The sequence below is a fragment of the Streptomyces sp. NBC_01304 genome (genome assembly GCF_035975855.1).
Classification (GTDB): Bacteria; Actinomycetota; Actinomycetes; order Streptomycetales; family Streptomycetaceae; genus Streptomyces.
In genome coordinates this window covers 10,467,944-10,483,146 of sequence record NZ_CP109055.1, presented here as the reverse complement: position 1 = coordinate 10,483,146, position 15,203 = coordinate 10,467,944, and the positions used below count along the sequence as shown (strand labels likewise).

General features: G+C 71.0%; 15 protein-coding genes. 6 read left to right on the top strand and 9 right to left on the bottom strand.

Annotation, left to right across the window (positions count from 1 at the left end; genetic code table 11):
• The 5 genes from OG430_RS46805 to OG430_RS46785 are packed head-to-tail and all read right to left on the bottom strand — an operon-like array spanning window position 1 to window position 5,124.
• Window positions 1-258, bottom strand: a complete 258-nt coding sequence (locus tag OG430_RS46805) for an acyl carrier protein (protein ID WP_327358835.1) — start codon at window positions 256-258, stop codon at window positions 1-3.
• Window positions 255-1,745 (bottom strand): AMP-binding protein, encoded by a 1,491-nt coding sequence (locus OG430_RS46800; RefSeq protein ID WP_327358834.1) that lies wholly within the window; start codon window positions 1,743-1,745, stop codon window positions 255-257. The genes OG430_RS46805 and OG430_RS46800 overlap by 4 nt, the downstream gene beginning before the upstream one ends.
• Window positions 1,738-2,634: a MaoC/PaaZ C-terminal domain-containing protein gene (locus tag OG430_RS46795; protein ID WP_327358833.1), complete on the bottom strand. Its 897-nt coding sequence runs from the start codon at window positions 2,632-2,634 to the stop codon at window positions 1,738-1,740. The genes OG430_RS46800 and OG430_RS46795 overlap by 8 nt, the downstream gene beginning before the upstream one ends.
• The gene (locus tag OG430_RS46790; protein ID WP_327358832.1) at window positions 2,631-3,869 is read right to left on the bottom strand and encodes a beta-ketoacyl-[acyl-carrier-protein] synthase family protein; all 1,239 of its coding nucleotides are present in this window, start codon (window positions 3,867-3,869) and stop codon (window positions 2,631-2,633) included. The genes OG430_RS46795 and OG430_RS46790 overlap by 4 nt, the downstream gene beginning before the upstream one ends.
• A 37-nt stretch (window positions 3,870-3,906) precedes the next feature.
• Complete coding sequence (locus OG430_RS46785) at window positions 3,907-5,124, bottom strand: aminotransferase class I/II-fold pyridoxal phosphate-dependent enzyme (protein ID WP_327358831.1); 1,218 nt, start codon at window positions 5,122-5,124, stop codon at window positions 3,907-3,909.
• A 236-nt stretch (window positions 5,125-5,360) separates the two neighbouring features.
• Between OG430_RS46785 and OG430_RS46780 the strand changes: the two genes are divergently transcribed.
• Window positions 5,361-6,215, top strand: coding sequence for an AfsR/SARP family transcriptional regulator (locus OG430_RS46780; RefSeq protein ID WP_327358830.1), 855 nt, complete (start codon window positions 5,361-5,363; stop codon window positions 6,213-6,215).
• 97 nt (window positions 6,216-6,312) lie between these two features.
• Here the strand turns inward: OG430_RS46780 and OG430_RS46775 are convergent, their stop codons facing one another.
• Genes OG430_RS46775 through OG430_RS46765 form a run of 3 tightly spaced genes read right to left on the bottom strand, consistent with a single transcriptional unit; the run spans window position 6,313 to window position 8,320 of the window.
• Window positions 6,313-7,068, bottom strand: a complete 756-nt coding sequence (locus tag OG430_RS46775) for an SDR family NAD(P)-dependent oxidoreductase (RefSeq protein ID WP_327358829.1) — start codon at window positions 7,066-7,068, stop codon at window positions 6,313-6,315.
• A complete protein-coding gene (locus tag OG430_RS46770; protein WP_327358828.1) occupies window positions 7,065-8,051 on the bottom strand; it encodes a 3-oxoacyl-ACP synthase III family protein in 987 nt (328 codons plus the stop codon). The genes OG430_RS46775 and OG430_RS46770 overlap by 4 nt, the downstream gene beginning before the upstream one ends.
• Window positions 8,052-8,065: 14 nt before the next feature.
• Window positions 8,066-8,320 carry a hypothetical protein gene (locus OG430_RS46765; protein ID WP_327358827.1) on the bottom strand — a complete coding sequence of 85 codons (255 nt, stop codon included), beginning with the start codon at window positions 8,318-8,320 and terminating at the stop codon, window positions 8,066-8,068.
• A gap of 189 nt (window positions 8,321-8,509) precedes the next feature.
• Between OG430_RS46765 and OG430_RS46760 the strand changes: the two genes are divergently transcribed.
• Genes OG430_RS46760 through OG430_RS46740 form a run of 5 tightly spaced genes read left to right on the top strand, consistent with a single transcriptional unit; the run spans window position 8,510 to window position 13,800 of the window.
• On the top strand, window positions 8,510-9,388 hold the full coding sequence (locus OG430_RS46760; RefSeq protein WP_327358826.1) for a class I SAM-dependent methyltransferase: 879 nt from the start codon (window positions 8,510-8,512) through the stop codon (window positions 9,386-9,388).
• A gap of 10 nt (window positions 9,389-9,398) precedes the next feature.
• A complete protein-coding gene (locus OG430_RS46755) occupies window positions 9,399-10,958 on the top strand; it encodes a flavin-containing monooxygenase (RefSeq protein ID WP_327358825.1) in 1,560 nt (519 codons plus the stop codon).
• 19 nt (window positions 10,959-10,977) lie between these two features.
• Window positions 10,978-12,468: an FAD-binding protein gene (locus tag OG430_RS46750; protein ID WP_327358824.1), complete on the top strand. Its 1,491-nt coding sequence runs from the start codon at window positions 10,978-10,980 to the stop codon at window positions 12,466-12,468.
• 22 nt (window positions 12,469-12,490) lie between these two features.
• Complete coding sequence (locus tag OG430_RS46745; RefSeq protein WP_327358823.1) at window positions 12,491-12,964, top strand: SRPBCC family protein; 474 nt, start codon at window positions 12,491-12,493, stop codon at window positions 12,962-12,964.
• The gene (locus tag OG430_RS46740; protein WP_327358822.1) at window positions 12,961-13,800 is read left to right on the top strand and encodes an alpha/beta fold hydrolase; all 840 of its coding nucleotides are present in this window, start codon (window positions 12,961-12,963) and stop codon (window positions 13,798-13,800) included. Before OG430_RS46745 ends, OG430_RS46740 begins: the two co-directional genes overlap by 4 nt.
• A 313-nt stretch (window positions 13,801-14,113) precedes the next feature.
• Here OG430_RS46740 and OG430_RS46735 read toward each other — a convergent pair whose 3' ends face one another.
• The gene (locus tag OG430_RS46735; protein WP_327358821.1) at window positions 14,114-15,106 is read right to left on the bottom strand and encodes an AraC family transcriptional regulator; all 993 of its coding nucleotides are present in this window, start codon (window positions 15,104-15,106) and stop codon (window positions 14,114-14,116) included.
• Between the last annotated feature and the right edge of the window lie 97 nt (window positions 15,107-15,203).

Genomic DNA, 15,203 nt, shown 5'->3' with positions numbered 1-15,203 from the left:
TCAGCCACCGACCCCCTGCGGCGCTGCCGCGATGAAGGTGTCGATCGCCGCCACGCTGCGGAAGTTGTTCGGGTCGAGGTCGGCGTCGCCGACGTCGAGGCCGAAGTGGTCCTCCACCCAGGCGATGAGCTTGAGCACGCCGAGGCTGTCGATGACGCCGTCCGAGAGGAGGTCGTGGTCGTCGCTCAGCTCATGGACGCCGAGGTCGGGCAGGAACTCCTCGATGACGAACTTCTTGATGGTGTCGATGTTGTTCATGACGTCCTTCCTTCGGCAGTGGACAACTCGCTGAGACGGTCGAGCGCGGTGCGGTCGACCTTTCCGGTGGAGGTCTTGGGGAGCGGCTCGTCGACGATCCGCAGGGTGGAGGGGACGGCCGCCTTGGGCAGGCTGCGGGCGCAGTGCTCCTTGAGCTGCAGGCTGTTGAGGGCGGCGCCGGGGGCACGCTGGACCGCGGCGATCAGCTTGCGTCCGGTGAGCGGGTCCGGCTTGGCGACGACGCCGGCCTCGAGGACGGCTGGGTGGCCCTGCAGGATCTGCTCGATCTCGGCCGTGTTCACGGCCACGCCGCGGACCTTGACCTGGAAGTCGCTGCGGCCGGTCAGGTGCAGCGTGCCGTCCGCGCCGCGGCGCACCAGGTCGCCGGTGCGGAACCAGGCGCGTTCGTCGAGGCCGAGCGGGTGGCCGGTGAACTTGCCCTGGTGGCGGGTCCGGTCGAGATAGCCGGCGGCCTGGAAGGGCGTGGAGACATAGAGTTCGCCGGCTCCGGCGCCCTCGACGGCGGCGCCGGCCGCGTCGATGACGAGTGCGTCGACGCCGGGCAGCGGCCGGCCGATGGGGACGGGCGGGAACGCGGTGGCCGTGGTGTCGACCTCGTGCACGAAGCTGTCGTTGGTCTCGGTGCAGCCGTAGATGTTGTACAGCCGCGCGTTCGGGAAGAGCCGGGGCAGTTCGGCGAAGGTGCGGTCGGGCACGGCGTCGCCGGTGAACATGGCGTGCCGTATCGCGGGCAGGGTGGCGCCCTTGCGCCGGGCCGCGTCGATGAGCAGGCCGTAGAGCATGGGCACGGCCTGGACGACCTGTACCTCGTGGCGCTGCAGCAGATCGAGCAGGTGCCGGCCGTTGACCGCGTGGTCGGGGTCGACCAGGACGACCCGCCCGCCGTGGGCGAGCGTCGTCCAGACGTCGAGCAGGCACAGGTCGAAGTTGAGCGGTGCGTGGTTGAGGACGGTCGTGCCGGGGCCGATGCCGAAGGCGGGGCCCGCCCAGCCGGTGAACCGGTCCACGGCGCCCGCGTTCAGCGGCACGATCTTGGGCAGTCCGGTGGAGCCGGACGTGGTGAGCATGAAGGTGGTGCCCTCGGGCAGCGGCTGCGGCTCGGCCGCCGTGGCCGGAAGCAGCCGCTCCGGCTCACCTTCGGGGGCGAGCACCTGACGGCAGCCCGCCTGGGCGAACAGGTCGGCGAGCGAGGTGTCCGCGAGCGCCGGGGACGGCAGCAGGAAGGGACGCCGGGACGTCAGGCAGGCAAGGACCAGGGCGATGGCGCCGGGTGACTTGGGGGCGAGGATGCCGACGGGTTCGCCCGGGGCGAGACCGAGCACGGCGAGGCGCTCGCGTTCCCGGCCGACCGCCTCGTACAGCTCTCGGTACGTCGTCTCCTCGCCGTGCCAGACGAGGGCCGCGGCGTCGGGCTGTGCACGTACGCGGGTGAGGAAACCGCCGACCAGACCGGCGTGCTCAGTCATCGCGGCCTCCGTCCGGCACGGGCGGCGCGAGCTCGACCCAGCCGCTCTTGACCGCGGGGCCCGCGGGCGTGCGGCAGGTGAAGCGCACCGTGCGCAGCTCGGCGTCCGGCTGCAGCGTCACGTCGAGGGCGACGCCGGGCGGTACGGGTGCGGAGAAGCGGCCGCCGACGGCCCGGACGCGGGCGATGTCGCCGTCCGCGTACCGGTCCGCGATGTCCTCGCAGACCAGGGCGATCACGCTCATGCCGTGGGCGATGACCGTCTCGAATCCGGCCGCGCAGGCGGCGTCCGCGTCGAGGTGGATGGGGTTGAGGTCGCCCGAGGCGTGGGCGTAGCCGCGTATCGAGTCCGGGGTCAACTCGTGGGTGACGGTGTCCGCTTCGCCGACCGGTCCTGCCGGGGCCGGGGGCGAGCCCGCCGGGATCGCGCCGAAGGGCTCGATGCCCTTGGCGCCCACCAGGAGGGCGCTGGTGACGAGTTCGGCGAAGGTGTCGCCGTCGGCGCCGGTCAGCCGGGTGCGGACGGCGACGCGGGTGCCGCGCGGCTCGCGGCGGGCGCCGAGCACGTCGAGGGCCACGGTGACCCGCTCCCCCGCGCGCACCGGCCGCTCCAGGCGGATGTCCTGGCCGAGGTGGACGACGGACGCCTCTTCCCCGGCGGTCAGGGCCCGCACGGTGCGGTCGGCGACCGTGTGGCCGAGGACGAAGGTGTGGACCGGGGACGCGTCGCCGCTCGCGGGGGCGCCCAGGGCGACGCGGACCGCGGTGCGGTAGGCGGCGATCTCCTGGGCCGACGCGGTGCGTTCGGCGGACCGGACCGGGCCGCTCGTGGCGGTGGTCGTCGCTGTCGTGTCGGTCGTGGCGGTCGTCGACGTCGTCAGGGTCGTCATACCGGCACCACCACCACGGAGGCGTTGTGGCCGCCGAAGCCGAAGGAGTTCGACAGGGCGGGCCCCGAGGCGACGGCACGTGGGCTGCGGTGCACCACGTCGATGTCCATTCCTGGCTCCAGGCGTTCGTGGTTGGCGGTGGGCGGTACCTCGCAGGCGCGCATGGCCCCTACGGCGGCGATGAGTTCGACGGCGCCGGCGGCCCCGATGAGATGGCCGATGACGCTCTTGGACGCGGTGACCGGCGGGCCGCCGGGCCCGAACACCTTGTTCAGGGCGGCGGCTTCGGCCCGGTCGTTGTGCGGGGTCGAGGTGCCGTGGGCGTTGATGTGGACGATGTCGGCCGGGGTCAGGCCCGCGTCCGTCAGGGCCGCGGTCATGGCCCCGGCCGCGCCCGCACCGTCCGGCAGCGGCATGGACAGGTGATAGGCGTCGGAGGTGGCGCCGTACCCGGCGACCTCCGCGTACTGACGGGCGCCGCGCGCCTTCGCGTCGGCGGCCCGCTCCAGGACGACGAAGCCGGCGCCCTCACCCATCACGAAGCCGTCGCGGTCGGCGTCGAACGGGCGGCTGGCGCGCTCGGGTTCGTCGTTGCGCAGGGATACGGCGTTGAGGTTGCCGAACCCGGCCAGGGTGACCGGGCTGAGCGTCGCCTCGCAGCCGCCCGCGATGACCACGTCGGCGCGGTCGCTCTGCAGCAGGGCCACCGCGTGGCCGATGGCATCGGCGCCGCTGGCACAGGTGGTGGCGATGGTGGTCGCCGGGCCTGTCCAGTGCAACCGCATCGCGATCTGCGCGGCGGCCGCGTTGGGCATGGTGAGCAGCGGCATCAGCGGGTTGACCCGGTGGGGTCCGTCCGCGGTGAAGTGCGCCGATTCCTGGTCACTGGTGGTACGGCCGCCGACCGCGTTGCCGACGACGACCGCGGTACGGGCCGGGTCGGGGGCAGGTGCGCCCGCGTCCCGGTGGGCCGCGAGCGCCGCCGTCGTGCCGTACAGCGCGAACGGGTCCATCCGGCGGGCGTCCTTGGCGGACACCAGGCCCACCTCGTCGAGTCCGCGGACCCGGCAGCCGATGCGCACCTTGTGCCGGCTCAGCTCGAGGTGGTCGAGCGTCGCCGCCGTGGACCGGCCGGATCGCAGCGTCGCCCACAGCTCGTCGGGGGTGCAGCCGCCGGGGGTGACCACACCGATGCCGGTGATCACTACGGGGGCCCTGCTGGTTGCGGTGGCCATGTTGGGTTTCCCTGCACTCTCGTCCGGGTCCGGCCACTCAGGCCGGGATGATCCGGCACTCGCGGGCGGACTTCAGGAAGGCCTCGGCGGCGAGGTCGATGTCGGCCTCGGTGTGCCGGGCGGTGACGGCGATCCGCAGTCGGGCCAGGTCGTTGGGGACGGCCGGGGTGACCACGGGAAGTCCGATGACGCCGTTCTTGCGGCAGGCGGTGGCGAGGTCGTACGCGGCGTCGTCGGAGCCGGCGATCAGCGGGAGCACCGCCGTCTCGCTGTCCTGGGTGCGCAGCCCCTCGGCGTTGATGATCCGGCGCAGCCGTGCCGACTGCTCCTGGATGTGGGTGACCCGCTCGGGCTCGCGCTGCAGGATGCGCAGCGACTCCAGGGCGGCGCCGGCCTGGGCCGGGCCGAGGGCGGCGGAGAACAGGAACGGCCGTGCGGCGTACCGGAGATGACCGATGAGCTCGCTCGGCCCGGCGATCCAGCCGCCCATGGAGGGGATGGCCTTGGAGAGGGTGCCGAGCTTGATGTCGACCTTGGCCTGCCAGTCGAAGTGCTCCTCGATGCCGCGGCCGGTGGCGCCGATGACGCCGAGTGCGTGCGCCTCGTCCACCATGAGCAGCGCGTCGTGCTCGTCGCACACCTTGCGCAGCTCGGGCAGCGGGGCGATGTCGCCGTCCATCGAGTAGACGCTGTCGACGATGACGAGCCGTACGCCGCCGGGCTCGGCGGCGGCAAGGCGGCGGGCGAGGTGGTCCACGTCGTTGTGGCGGAAGCGGGTCACGGTGGCGCCGGAGAGGCGGCAGCCGTCGACGATGCTGGCGTGGTCGTACTTGTCGATGAAGACGGTGTCGCCGGGGCCGACGATGCCGCCGACGGTGCCGACGTTGGCCGCGTAGCCCGAGCCGAAGACCATGGAGGTCTCGCGGTCGGCGAACCGGGCGACCTCCGCCTCGAGTTCCTCGTGCAGCGGGATGGATCCGGCCAGTGCGCGCACTCCGTGGTTTCCGGTGCCGTAGAGGTCCACGGCCGCCTTGGCGGCGGCGACCACGCGCTCGTCGCCGGCCAGGCCGAGGTAGCTGTAGCCGGACATCATCAGCAGCCTGCGGCCGTCGAGGTCGGCGTACGCGCTGTCGCGCTCGACGGTGTAGGCGACGAAGCTGTTGCGGCGGTCCGGGCTCCACTCGAGTGACTGCACGCGCCGTCGCGTGGCCGCCAGTTTCGGCTCCAGGCGTTCCCATCCTCCGGATGCGTTCACGTGCGTCTCCTCATCCACTTCTCGGTTCTTCGTCAGGTCCCGCGCGAGTTCTTTTCTAGGTCGTGGCCCGCAAGGCGGCCGCAATACGCCGCCGTGGGGCACGAATTGCGCTTGCTCGAGCGGGAATTGAAAGGACCTTGAGTTCGCGATGGCAGGGTCCGAGCTGTCTACGCGCGAGCGTTTCGGCCACTGCTGAATGTCATGCCATTCCGGGCGCCGGCTCCAGGGGGATTCACGTGCTGATCAGAATCGTTGGCCTCGTCACGATCGAACACGACGGCATTCCGCCGCAGCATTTGTCGAGTGCGCAGGCCCAGGTGGCCTTCACCCGGCTGATCCTGGAGCGCACCACCGGCACCAGCCGGGACCAGCTCGCCGACACCGTGTGGCCGGAAGGGCTGCCCGACACCTGGGCCTCGGCGCTGCGCAGTGTGGTGAGCCGGGTGCGCGCCTATGTCACCAGCCCGCTGCAGAAGCCGGGCGAGACGCCGCTGATCGCGCAGAGCGGCCGGTATCTGCTGCATCTTCCCGACGACGCGGCCGTCGACCTGGAGGCCGCGGACATGGCGGTGACCGAGGCGAAGGAGGCCTTCGCCGAGCGCGCGTACGCGGTGGCGCAGCAGCTCGCGGCGGGCGCCGTGTCCAATCTCCGGGGCTCGTTCCTGCCCGCCCACGAGGGCGAGTGGGTCAACGGCATCCGCGACCGGGTGGACGAACTGCGCCTGACCGCACTGGAGTTGGCGAGTCTGTCGGCGTCGGCGCTGCGCGACGACCACCACGCCCTGCGGTACGCCGACGAGGCGGTGCGGCGCTCGCCGCTCCGCGAGAGCGCCTACCGCTGCCGGATGGCGGCGTACGCGGCCGTGGGCAACCGGGCGGACGCGCTGCGCACCTACCAGCGGCTGCGCGAGGTCCTCGCGGAGGAGCTGGGCATCGATCCGGCGGCCGAGACGCAGGCGGCGTACCTGGAACTCCTGCAGACTCCGGAGCTGCCGCAGCCGCGCGACATCGCGCCGGGGCCGGGGCCCCAGGACTCCCTGGACCCGCACCTGTTGGGCGCGTTCGACGCGCTGCTGCCGCCGGGGCGCTGACCCGGCGACGTACCGGCCAGAAGCTCCCCCCGCGGACACACGGAAAGGGAGCGGCCGGCTGCGGGGGAACAGCCGGCCGCTCGGGAACATCGACGCGTCAGGTGATCGAGACCCCGCTGTCGATGCTGATCACTTGGCCCGTCATGCAGTCCTGTTCCAGGAAGAGCCGCATGCTGCGGGCCACCTCCTCGACGGTCACGAAGCGGGGCACCGGGGCCTTCTCCTCCATGCCGTCCTTGACCCGGTCCGGGAGGTCCACGGTCATCCCCGTGATCATGAATCCCGGGGACAGGGCGTTGACCGTCACCCCGCGGCGGCCGCACTCGGCGGCCAGGGTGCGGGTGAAGCCGATGAGCCCGGCCTTCGAGGCGGAGTACGCCGTCTGGCCGGCCGTCGCGATCAGACCGGACGGCGAGACGATGTTGACCACCCGTCCCCACCGCTGCCGCAGCATGTGCGGGACACTGGCCCGCGCGGTGTGGAACGAACCGATCAGATTCGTCTGGATCACCTGTGCCCAGTCGTCCGGCGACTGCATCGCCATCAGTCCGTCCTTGCGGATCGCACCGTTGTTGACGAGTACGTCGATGGGGCCGAGCCGCTCCTTGACCTCCTCGTACAGCGCCGTGACGGCGGCGTACGAACCGACGTCGCCGGTGACCACGGCCGAGTCGTTGTGCAGTTTCTCCTGCACGGCCCGGGCCGCGGCTTCGGAGCTGTTGTAGTGGACCGCCACCCGGCAGCCGAGCGCGTCGAGTTCGACGGCGAGGGCCTGGCCGAGGCCGCCCGAGGCGCCGGTGACCAGGGCCACCGGCTGCTCGGGGCGGCTTCCTAGGGTCTTGCCACCGCTCATGTCTTGTCTCCACCCCACTCAAGCAGGACGGATCCCCAGGTCATACCTGCGCCGAAGCCGGCCAGCAGGACCAGGTCGCCGTCGTGGATGCGGCCTTCCTCGAGTGCCTCGGTCAGGGCGATCGGGATCGACGCGGACGCCGTGTTCCCGTACTTGTGCAGATTGGTGACCAGGGCCTCGGGCCGCAGGCCCGTATGGCTGAGGATCGAGTTGATGATCCGGATGTTGGCCTGGTGCGGGATGACGTGCTGTACGTCCGCCGCGTCGACCTTGGCGGTCGTCAGGGTCTCCCGCACCGTGCGTACGGTGTAGCGCACGGCGTTCAGATAGATCTCGTTGCCGTTGATCTGGGCGTAGTGCAGGCCCTCGCGCACGGTCTCCTCGGTGGTCGGCATCCGGCTGCCGCCGGCCAGGACCTTGAGGCTGCCCGTGCAGCTGCCGTCGGCGCCGAGGTTCCATCCCTTGACCCGGTCCTCGGCGGCCGGCACGAGCACCACCGCGCCCGCCCCGTCACCGACGAGGATCGACAGATCCCGGTCGGCCGGATTGGCCGTGAGGGTGTGCGTGTCGGAGCCGATCAGCAGGATGGGCCGCGGATCGATTTTGATCAGTGCCATGGCCTGGACGAGGCCGTAGACGAAGCCCGCACACTCCGAGTTGACGTCGTGTGCGCTGCCGGCGATTCCGAGTTCGTGGTGGACGAACGCGGAAGTCGCCGGCGAGGGCTGCTCGGGGGTGGCGGTGGCGACGATCAGATGGGCGATGTCGCCGCCGCCGAGCCCCGCCTTGTCCAGTGCACGTCGGCCGGCCTCGACAGCCAGAGAGGCAGTCGTCTGGCCCGGCCCGACGGCCCGTCGCTCTTGGATCCCGCACCGGCTGACGATCCACTTCTCGTCGACGCCGAAGCGCTGCGCGAGCTCCACGCTGGAGACCACACGCTCGGGTACGGACATGCCCCACCCGGTGATGTCGAAGCCGTTCACAGGCGCTCTCCCGCTCAGACCTGGGCCGGCGCGAGCGCGACGATCCGGTCGTAGACGACGCGCAGCGTGGTCGTGTCGTCGATGTCGGCGAACAACGACTCGTCTGCGGGAATGTGCGGGTACTCGTTCTGGAAGCCGTACAACCACTCCATCAGGTCAAGCGAGTCCACATCCGCAATGTGCTGCAGCGGGTGGTCGGGGTCGACCTTCTGGGCTCCCGACACGGCCTCGAGCTGGCTCGCCAGTTCTTCGATGGTGGGCAGGGACATGAGGTTCGGTCCTCTCTCGCGGGTGCTCCGGCTGCTCCGGACGTCCGGCTGTTCGTGAGATGCATGGAAGCCGGTGGCACGCAAGGCGTGCGCAACAGCGCCGTTCGGCGTCCGTCTTGCACATCTGTTGCGAGCAACACGCTTGTCTCGACCCCGACAGCCCTATGCCGGACAGGAGTTGAGGACGCAATGACGACGGTCACTGACAGGTCGGTCCCCGAGGTCGACGCGATCAGGCACCACTACGAGGTGAGTAACGACTTCTACCGCCTCCTGCTGGGCCCGACGATGATGTACTCGGGCGGCTACTGGGAGGAGGGCGAGGGCCTCACGGAGGCGCTCGACGAGGCTCAGGAGCGCAAGCTCGACCGGTTCGTGGAACTCGCCGACGCCGCGGGCGCACGCCGCGTCCTGGACGTGGGCTGCGGCTGGGGAACCATGATCAACCGCGCCACGACCGTGCACGGCGTGGAGCAGGCGGTGGGCCTCACGCTCAGCCGCACCCAGGAGGCGTTCATCGCCGGCCTCGACAACCCGCGTCTGACGACGCGCGTCGAGAGCTGGGAGGACCACACCACCGACGACCCCTACGACGCGGCGTTCTGCATCAACGCGCTGGAGCACTTCGTCTCCTCGACGCTGCCGCCGCGCGAGCGCACCAAGAAGTACCGGGTGTTCTTCAACAAGGTCGGGAAGAACCTCAAGCCCGGTGCGAAGTTCGTGCTGCACACCATGACCGCCGAGGCCCTGCCGATGAACCGGCAGCTGCTCGACGACCTGAAGTTCCTGCAGCGCTCCGAGTTCGAGAACTGCCACATCCCGCACCTGCACGAGCTGACGCAGGCCGCCGAGGGTCTCTTCGACGTCGTCGAGATCGTCAACGAGCGTGAGTCGTTCGCGGTCGCGTGCCGCGCCTGGCTCGAGCTGCTCGCCGCGCGTCGGGACGAGGCCGTCGCCCTGGAGGGCGAGGAGGTCGTGGCCCGCTTCGAGCGCTACCTGGACATCTTCGCGTACACGCTCGAGGACAAGTTCTTCAACAACTTCCGCATCACCGTCGCACGGCGCTAGGAGGGCCGACATGACTAGCATTCTCGAACCTCCCGCCCAGAGGGGGGCACCCGCCGCCGAACGCACCGGCGGCGGACCCACCCGGCATCTGCGGGTGGCGGTCATCGGCACCGGATTCTCCGGCCTCGGCATGGCGATCCGGCTGCTGCAGAAGGGAATTGACGACTTCCTCGTCTTCGAGCGGGCCGACGAGGTGGGCGGCACCTGGCGCGACAACTCCTATCCGGGGTGCGCCTGCGACGTCATGTCCCACCTCTACTCCTTCTCGTTCGCGCAGAACCCGGGGTGGAAGTCGACGTTCGGCAAGCAGGCCGAGCTGCACTCCTACCTGCGGGACTGCGCCGACCGTTTCGGCGTACGTCCGCACATCCGCTTCGGGCACGAGCTGCTCGGCGCGACCTGGGACGAGCAGACCCGGTGCTGGCACCTGCAGACTTCGCAGGGCGAGTACACCGCCCAGGTGCTGGTCACCGGCACCGGGTATCTGAGCGAGCCGGCCGTGCCCGACATCGAGGGCCTGGCGGACTTCGAGGGCGAGGTGTTCCACTCCTCGCGCTGGAACCACGACCACGAGCTGGCCGGACGCCGCGTCGCCGTCATCGGCACCGGTGCCTCCGCCATCCAGTTCGTGCCGAAGATCCAGCCCGAGGTGGGCCACCTCGACCTGTACCAGCGCACCCCTCCGTGGGTCGGCCCCAAGAACGACAAGGCCACCAGCGCGCTGCAGTCCTTCCTGCTGCACAAGGTGCCCGGCTACCAGCGCTTCCGGCGCAACTTCAACATGTGGGGCCGGGAGATCCTCGCCTTCGTGATGGCCCGCCCCAAGGTCGCCGGGAAAATGCAGAAGATGGCGAGCGACCACCTCGCAAAGAGCGTCGCGGACCCGGAGCTGCGGGCGAAGCTCACGCCGGACTATGTGATGGCGTGCAAGCGGCTGCTGTTCTCCAACACCTGGTATCCGGCGATCCAGCAGGACAACGTCGAGCTCGTCACGGACTCGATCGCACGGGTCGGTGCCAAGTCGGTCGTCTCGGCCGACGGCACCGAGCGCGAGGTCGACACCATCATCCTCGGCACCGGCTTCCAGGCCACCGACCGGCCGGTCGCCGGGCGGATCACCGGCCGCGGCGGCGCGCTGCTGCGGGACGTGTGGCGGGAGAACGGGATGTCCGCGCACCGCGGGACCACGGTGGCCGGCTTCCCGAATCTGTTCATGCTCCTCGGCCCCAACACCACGCTCGGACATTCCTCGCAAGTGGTGATGATCGAGGCGCAAATCGGCTACGTCATGGACACACTCAAGGAAATGTCCAAGCGCAATCTCGCGAGCGTGGAGGTTCGCTCGACAGTCCAGTCAGCCTGGAACGAGGCGCTCGCCGCACGACTCGACGGGACCGTCTGGAACGCTGGAAACTGCCGCAGCTGGTACCTCGACGAGCACGGACGCAACCCCTCGATCTGGCCAACGTACACGTGGCGATTCCGCCGACAGACACGGCGATTCGATCCGCACGAGTATCAGCTCGCCACAAGCGTCGGAGCGGGGAGACCGTCGGTGCACCACGCTTGAGCAACGGGAGTTGACGACGATGACGAGGAAGCTATCGCGCCGCGGGGTCCTGGGCGGCATGGCCGCCACCGCGGTGATCGGCTGGAGTGCGACCCAGGGCTGGGCCACTGCGGGCGAGGCGGTCGACGCCGGGCCGCTGGCCGCGATCCCCCCGCTGGACGGCACGCTGGAGACCACGCCCGAGCAAGTGGCACCGTACGGCGAGGACTTCGGCAAGCTGAAGAGCGGGGCCCCGTGGGCGGTGCTCAAGCCCGGCTCGGTGCAGGACATCGTCAAGATGGTCAACTACTGCCGTGAGAACAAGCTCAAGATTGCGATGAACGGCCGCAGCGGGACGGGCAACGACATCGAGTCGCACTCCTGCTACGGCCAGGCCGAGGTACCGGGCGGCGTCTCCATCGACGCCCGTGGCCTGTCGAAGATAGTGAGCATCGACTCGCAGAGTGCCTGCGTGGAGGCCGGTGTCACCTGGGCCCAGCTCACCAGGGCCACCGCCGACAAGGGCAAGACGCCGCCGGCACTCACCGACTATCTGCACCTGTCGGTGGGCGGCACGCTCAGCCTCGGCGGCATCGGCGGCACCGTTCAGCGGTACGGCCTGCAGACGGACAACGTCCTTTCGGTCGACGTGGTCACCGGCACCGGCCAGCTGGTGACCGCGACGCCGTCCAGCCCTCCGGGTCTGTTCGACGCGGTGCTCGGCGGCGGCGGCCAGTGCGGCATCATCGTCCGCGCCCGGCTCAAGCTCATCCCCGCGCCGGCCCGCGCGACGGTCTTCAGCCTCTACTACAAGGACCTGACGACCTACCTGGCCGACTCGGAGAAGGTCATGGCCGACGGGCGCTTCAGCGCCCAGGCCGGCGAGCTGCTGCGCACCGCGGACAACACCGCTTGGCAGTACAAGCTGGAGGCGGCGGCGTACTACTCGGGCACGACGCCTCCCGACCGGGCCAAGCTCCTCGCGGGGCTGCGCGACGACCGGCCCGCCGCGACCATCGAGGACGGCACCTTCCTCGACTACATGTTCCGCCTCGACGCCTACGAGGTGTACCTGAAGGAGCAGGGGTTCTGGGACCAGCCGAAGCCTTGGCTGAGCCTGTTCCTGCCCGCGTCGAAGACGAAGGAGTTCATGCAGCTGGTGGAGAGCCAGCTGACTCCCGAGACCCTCGGCGGCGGCTTCCTCCTCTTCTACCCGTATCCCATCTCGAAGGTCCGCCGCCCGCTCACGGTGCAGCCCGGCGGTCAGATCGGCTATCTCTTCGACCAGTTGAACTTCCCGTCGCCCGGCACCGGAAAGCCGGAGATCGACAAGATGCTGGAGCAGAACCGCCGGCTCTACGACAAGGCCGTGGCGCTCGGCGCCAAGCGCTACCTCGTCGGTGCGATACCCAACATGACCCAGGCCGACTGGAAGCGGCACTTCGGTTCGCGCTGGGACGCGTTCGCGGCCGCCAAGAAGCGGTACGACCCCGCGAACATCCTCACCCCCGGTCAGGGATTCTTCGCCTGACCCTGCCCACAGGAGTTACGGCATGACTTACGACCTCATCGACGAAGCAGTCGTCGACGCGCCGCCCGCCGCTGTCTGGGACGCGCTGCTCGACGAGTTCCGCGGCGGCGGCCGCTGGTGGGTTCCGTCCAACACCTTTGCCCCCGGGTCGGGTTCGCCCGACGAGGTGGGCGGCGAGGTGAAGGTGACGGTGCACACCAAGGGCGTCGACAAGGGCGGTCCCAAGCTCAGGTTCACGGCCCGGACGACCGCGGTCGAGCCCGGCAGGCGCCTGGAGATCGAGTACGTCGACGGGGTCTTCCGGGGGCCGAGCGAGTTCGTGCTCGACCCGGTGGACGGCGGCAGGCGGACGCGGATCGGCATGCACTTCCGGGGCCGTCCGCACGGCTGGCTGAAGCTGCTCGCGAAGGTCGCCGACGTCGGCGCCGAGCACTCCAAGGCCACCAGTTCCGCCTTTGTCGCCCTGGACGGCCTGCTGGCGAAGGAGCGGGCATGACGACGGCACTGACCAGGCCGGTGGCCGCGGAGACGACGGTGCACACGGACGACGGCGCACGCCTGGCCGTCACCGTGCTCTCGCCGCTCGGTCCCGCCTCCGGCACGACGGTGGTCCTCGCACACGGCTGGGCCGCGGCCCGCCGGGTGTGGGGCACCGTCGCCGACCGGCTGATCCGCGAGGGTCATCGGGTGGTCCTCTACGACCAGCGCGGGCACGGCGCCTCGACCTCGGGGCGGGAGCCGTTCGGGATCGACCGGCTCGGTGCGGACCTCGGGGCGGTGCTCGACCACGTCGAGGCGCCGGACGCGATCGTCGTCGGCCACTCCGGCGGCGGCTTCGCGGCCCTGTCGTACGTCGCCGGGGGCAGCCGGAAGCTGGCCGGCCTGGTGCTGCTCGGCACGGCCGCGCACGATCAGGACACCCCGGACAGCGAAGTGAAGATGATGGGCAGCGCCCTGTTCTCCCGGGCACTGCGCAGGCCGGCCCTCGGCCGCAAGCTGCTCGGCCAGACCATGGGCAAGCGGGTCGACCGGCGGGCCCTGGAGGTCAACCGGCAGATGTTCGCCGCCACTTCGCCCGAGGTGCGGGCGGACGCCTTCCGTTCGTCGCGCGGCATGGACCTGCGCGAGCCGCTGGCCGCGGTGCGCATCCCGGCCGTGGTGCTCGCGGGCGACGGCGACCGTGTCATCAAGCCGGAGCTGGGCCGTGCGGTGGCCGACGCCCTGGTGGAGGCCCGCTTCGAGGAGCTGGCGGGGGCCGGACACATGCTGCCCCTGGAGACCCCCGAGGCGGTCGTACGGGCGGTACGCGAGCTGGTGGACCGGCAGCCCTGAGCGGGCGTCCGGGCGGTCCTGAGCGGGCGGCCGGGCCACGCGGATACGAGCGCGGGTGTGGGGACGTCGAGTGACAACTCGACGTCCCCACACCCGCGTTGTCGTACGCGGCACGCCTGCGGCGGAGCTCGTCCGACGTGCCGCCCAGCCGGGCCGCTGCGGGGCGCAGCCGACATCGCGGCCACCCGGCCCGTGATCGGGCTCGGCCGACGTCACGCCCAGCCGGCGCACGGCTGGACTCGGCCGGCGTCGCCCCCGCTCAGCTCGCGACCAGCCTCAGTCGACATCGCGCCCACCCAGCCCGCGCCGAGGCTCAGCCGCCCAGGATCACCGTCCCCGAGGGCGCCTCCAGGTCCAGCGCCTCCTTCGCGGCGCGGCTCGTGCGGTACTCCTGGGGGCTCATGCCGCGCACCCTCTTGAAGGCCGAGCTGAGGGCGAACGCGCTGCTGTAGCCGACCCGGTGGGCGGCGGTGGCCACGGTGATGTCGGGCTCGCGCAGCAGGTCCGCGGCGAGCGTCAGGCGCCAGGACGCGAGGTAGGCCATCGGCGGCTCGCCCACGACGGCCGTGAACCGGCGGGCCAGGCCCGCCCGTGAGACGCCGACCTTGCGCGCGAGGGAGTCCACCGTCCAGGCCTGCCCGGGGTTGTCGTGCAACAACCGGAGCGCGGGGCCGACCGTGGCGTCGGACTGGGCCCGGTACCAGGCGGGGGCCCCGGCGCCGGGTTCGGCGAGCCAGGCCCGCAGCACGCTGACGAAGAGCAGGTCGAGGAGGCGGTCGAGTACCAACTCCTGGCCGGGCTCGTCGCGATGGATCTCCTCGGCGAGCAGCGGGACGAGGGGGTTCTGGTCGTTGCCCACCGGGCGTACGAGCAGCGCCGGCAGCGCGTTGAGGAGCCTGCGGCCGACCTCGCTGGGCGCCTGGTAGGTGCCGCTGAGCATCACCGCGGAGCTCTGCCCCTGGATGTCTCCCCAAGTGCGCACGCCGAGCGCCATGGTGTCGGTGACGTCCTCGCCGGCCGTGGTGTTGCAGCGCTGTTCGGGGCCGACGACGATCTGGACGGGAGTGCCCCGGGTGTCGGCGATGGTGTACGCGTCGGGGCCGCGCAGCACCGCGACGTCGCCGGGACGCAGCAGGACCGGGGTGCCGTTGTCGGGCATCGCCCAGGCGTCGCCGCGCACCATGGTGACCAGGGAGATCGGGGCGCGGTCCTCGATGCGCATCGCCCAGGGCGGGTTGAAGACCGACTTGAGGAGGAAGGCGCCACGCGCCTTCGGACCCTCCAGAAGGCCGGTGAGAGCATCCATGTAAGGCCCCACTGCTCGGAGTTGGTCGCGCTCGCCCCCCACGCGGGGGAATTGGAGGGGGGCGAGCGCAGCTGCGGGACGGGGTGGTGCGCCCCGT

What these genes read in the sequence shown, in the direction of transcription:
- OG430_RS46795 (WP_327358833.1), bottom strand. Translation starts at nt 2,634, where the DNA reads ATGACGACCCTGACGACGTCGACGACCGCCACGACCGACACGACAGCG.
- OG430_RS46750 (WP_327358824.1), top strand. Translation starts at nt 10,978, where the DNA reads ATGACGAGGAAGCTATCGCGCCGCGGGGTCCTGGGCGGCATGGCCGCC.
- OG430_RS46745 (WP_327358823.1), top strand. Translation starts at nt 12,491, where the DNA reads ATGACTTACGACCTCATCGACGAAGCAGTCGTCGACGCGCCGCCCGCC.
- OG430_RS46805 (WP_327358835.1), bottom strand. Translation starts at nt 258, where the DNA reads ATGAACAACATCGACACCATCAAGAAGTTCGTCATCGAGGAGTTCCTG.
- OG430_RS46760 (WP_327358826.1), top strand. Translation starts at nt 8,510, where the DNA reads ATGACGACGGTCACTGACAGGTCGGTCCCCGAGGTCGACGCGATCAGG.
- OG430_RS46740 (WP_327358822.1), top strand. Translation starts at nt 12,961, where the DNA reads ATGACGACGGCACTGACCAGGCCGGTGGCCGCGGAGACGACGGTGCAC.
- OG430_RS46765 (WP_327358827.1), bottom strand. Translation starts at nt 8,320, where the DNA reads ATGTCCCTGCCCACCATCGAAGAACTGGCGAGCCAGCTCGAGGCCGTG.
- OG430_RS46755 (WP_327358825.1), top strand. Translation starts at nt 9,399, where the DNA reads ATGACTAGCATTCTCGAACCTCCCGCCCAGAGGGGGGCACCCGCCGCC.
- OG430_RS46800 (WP_327358834.1), bottom strand. Translation starts at nt 1,745, where the DNA reads ATGACTGAGCACGCCGGTCTGGTCGGCGGTTTCCTCACCCGCGTACGT.
- OG430_RS46775 (WP_327358829.1), bottom strand. Translation starts at nt 7,068, where the DNA reads ATGAGCGGTGGCAAGACCCTAGGAAGCCGCCCCGAGCAGCCGGTGGCC.
- OG430_RS46790 (WP_327358832.1), bottom strand. Translation starts at nt 3,869, where the DNA reads ATGGCCACCGCAACCAGCAGGGCCCCCGTAGTGATCACCGGCATCGGT.
- OG430_RS46735 (WP_327358821.1), bottom strand. Translation starts at nt 15,106, where the DNA reads ATGGATGCTCTCACCGGCCTTCTGGAGGGTCCGAAGGCGCGTGGCGCC.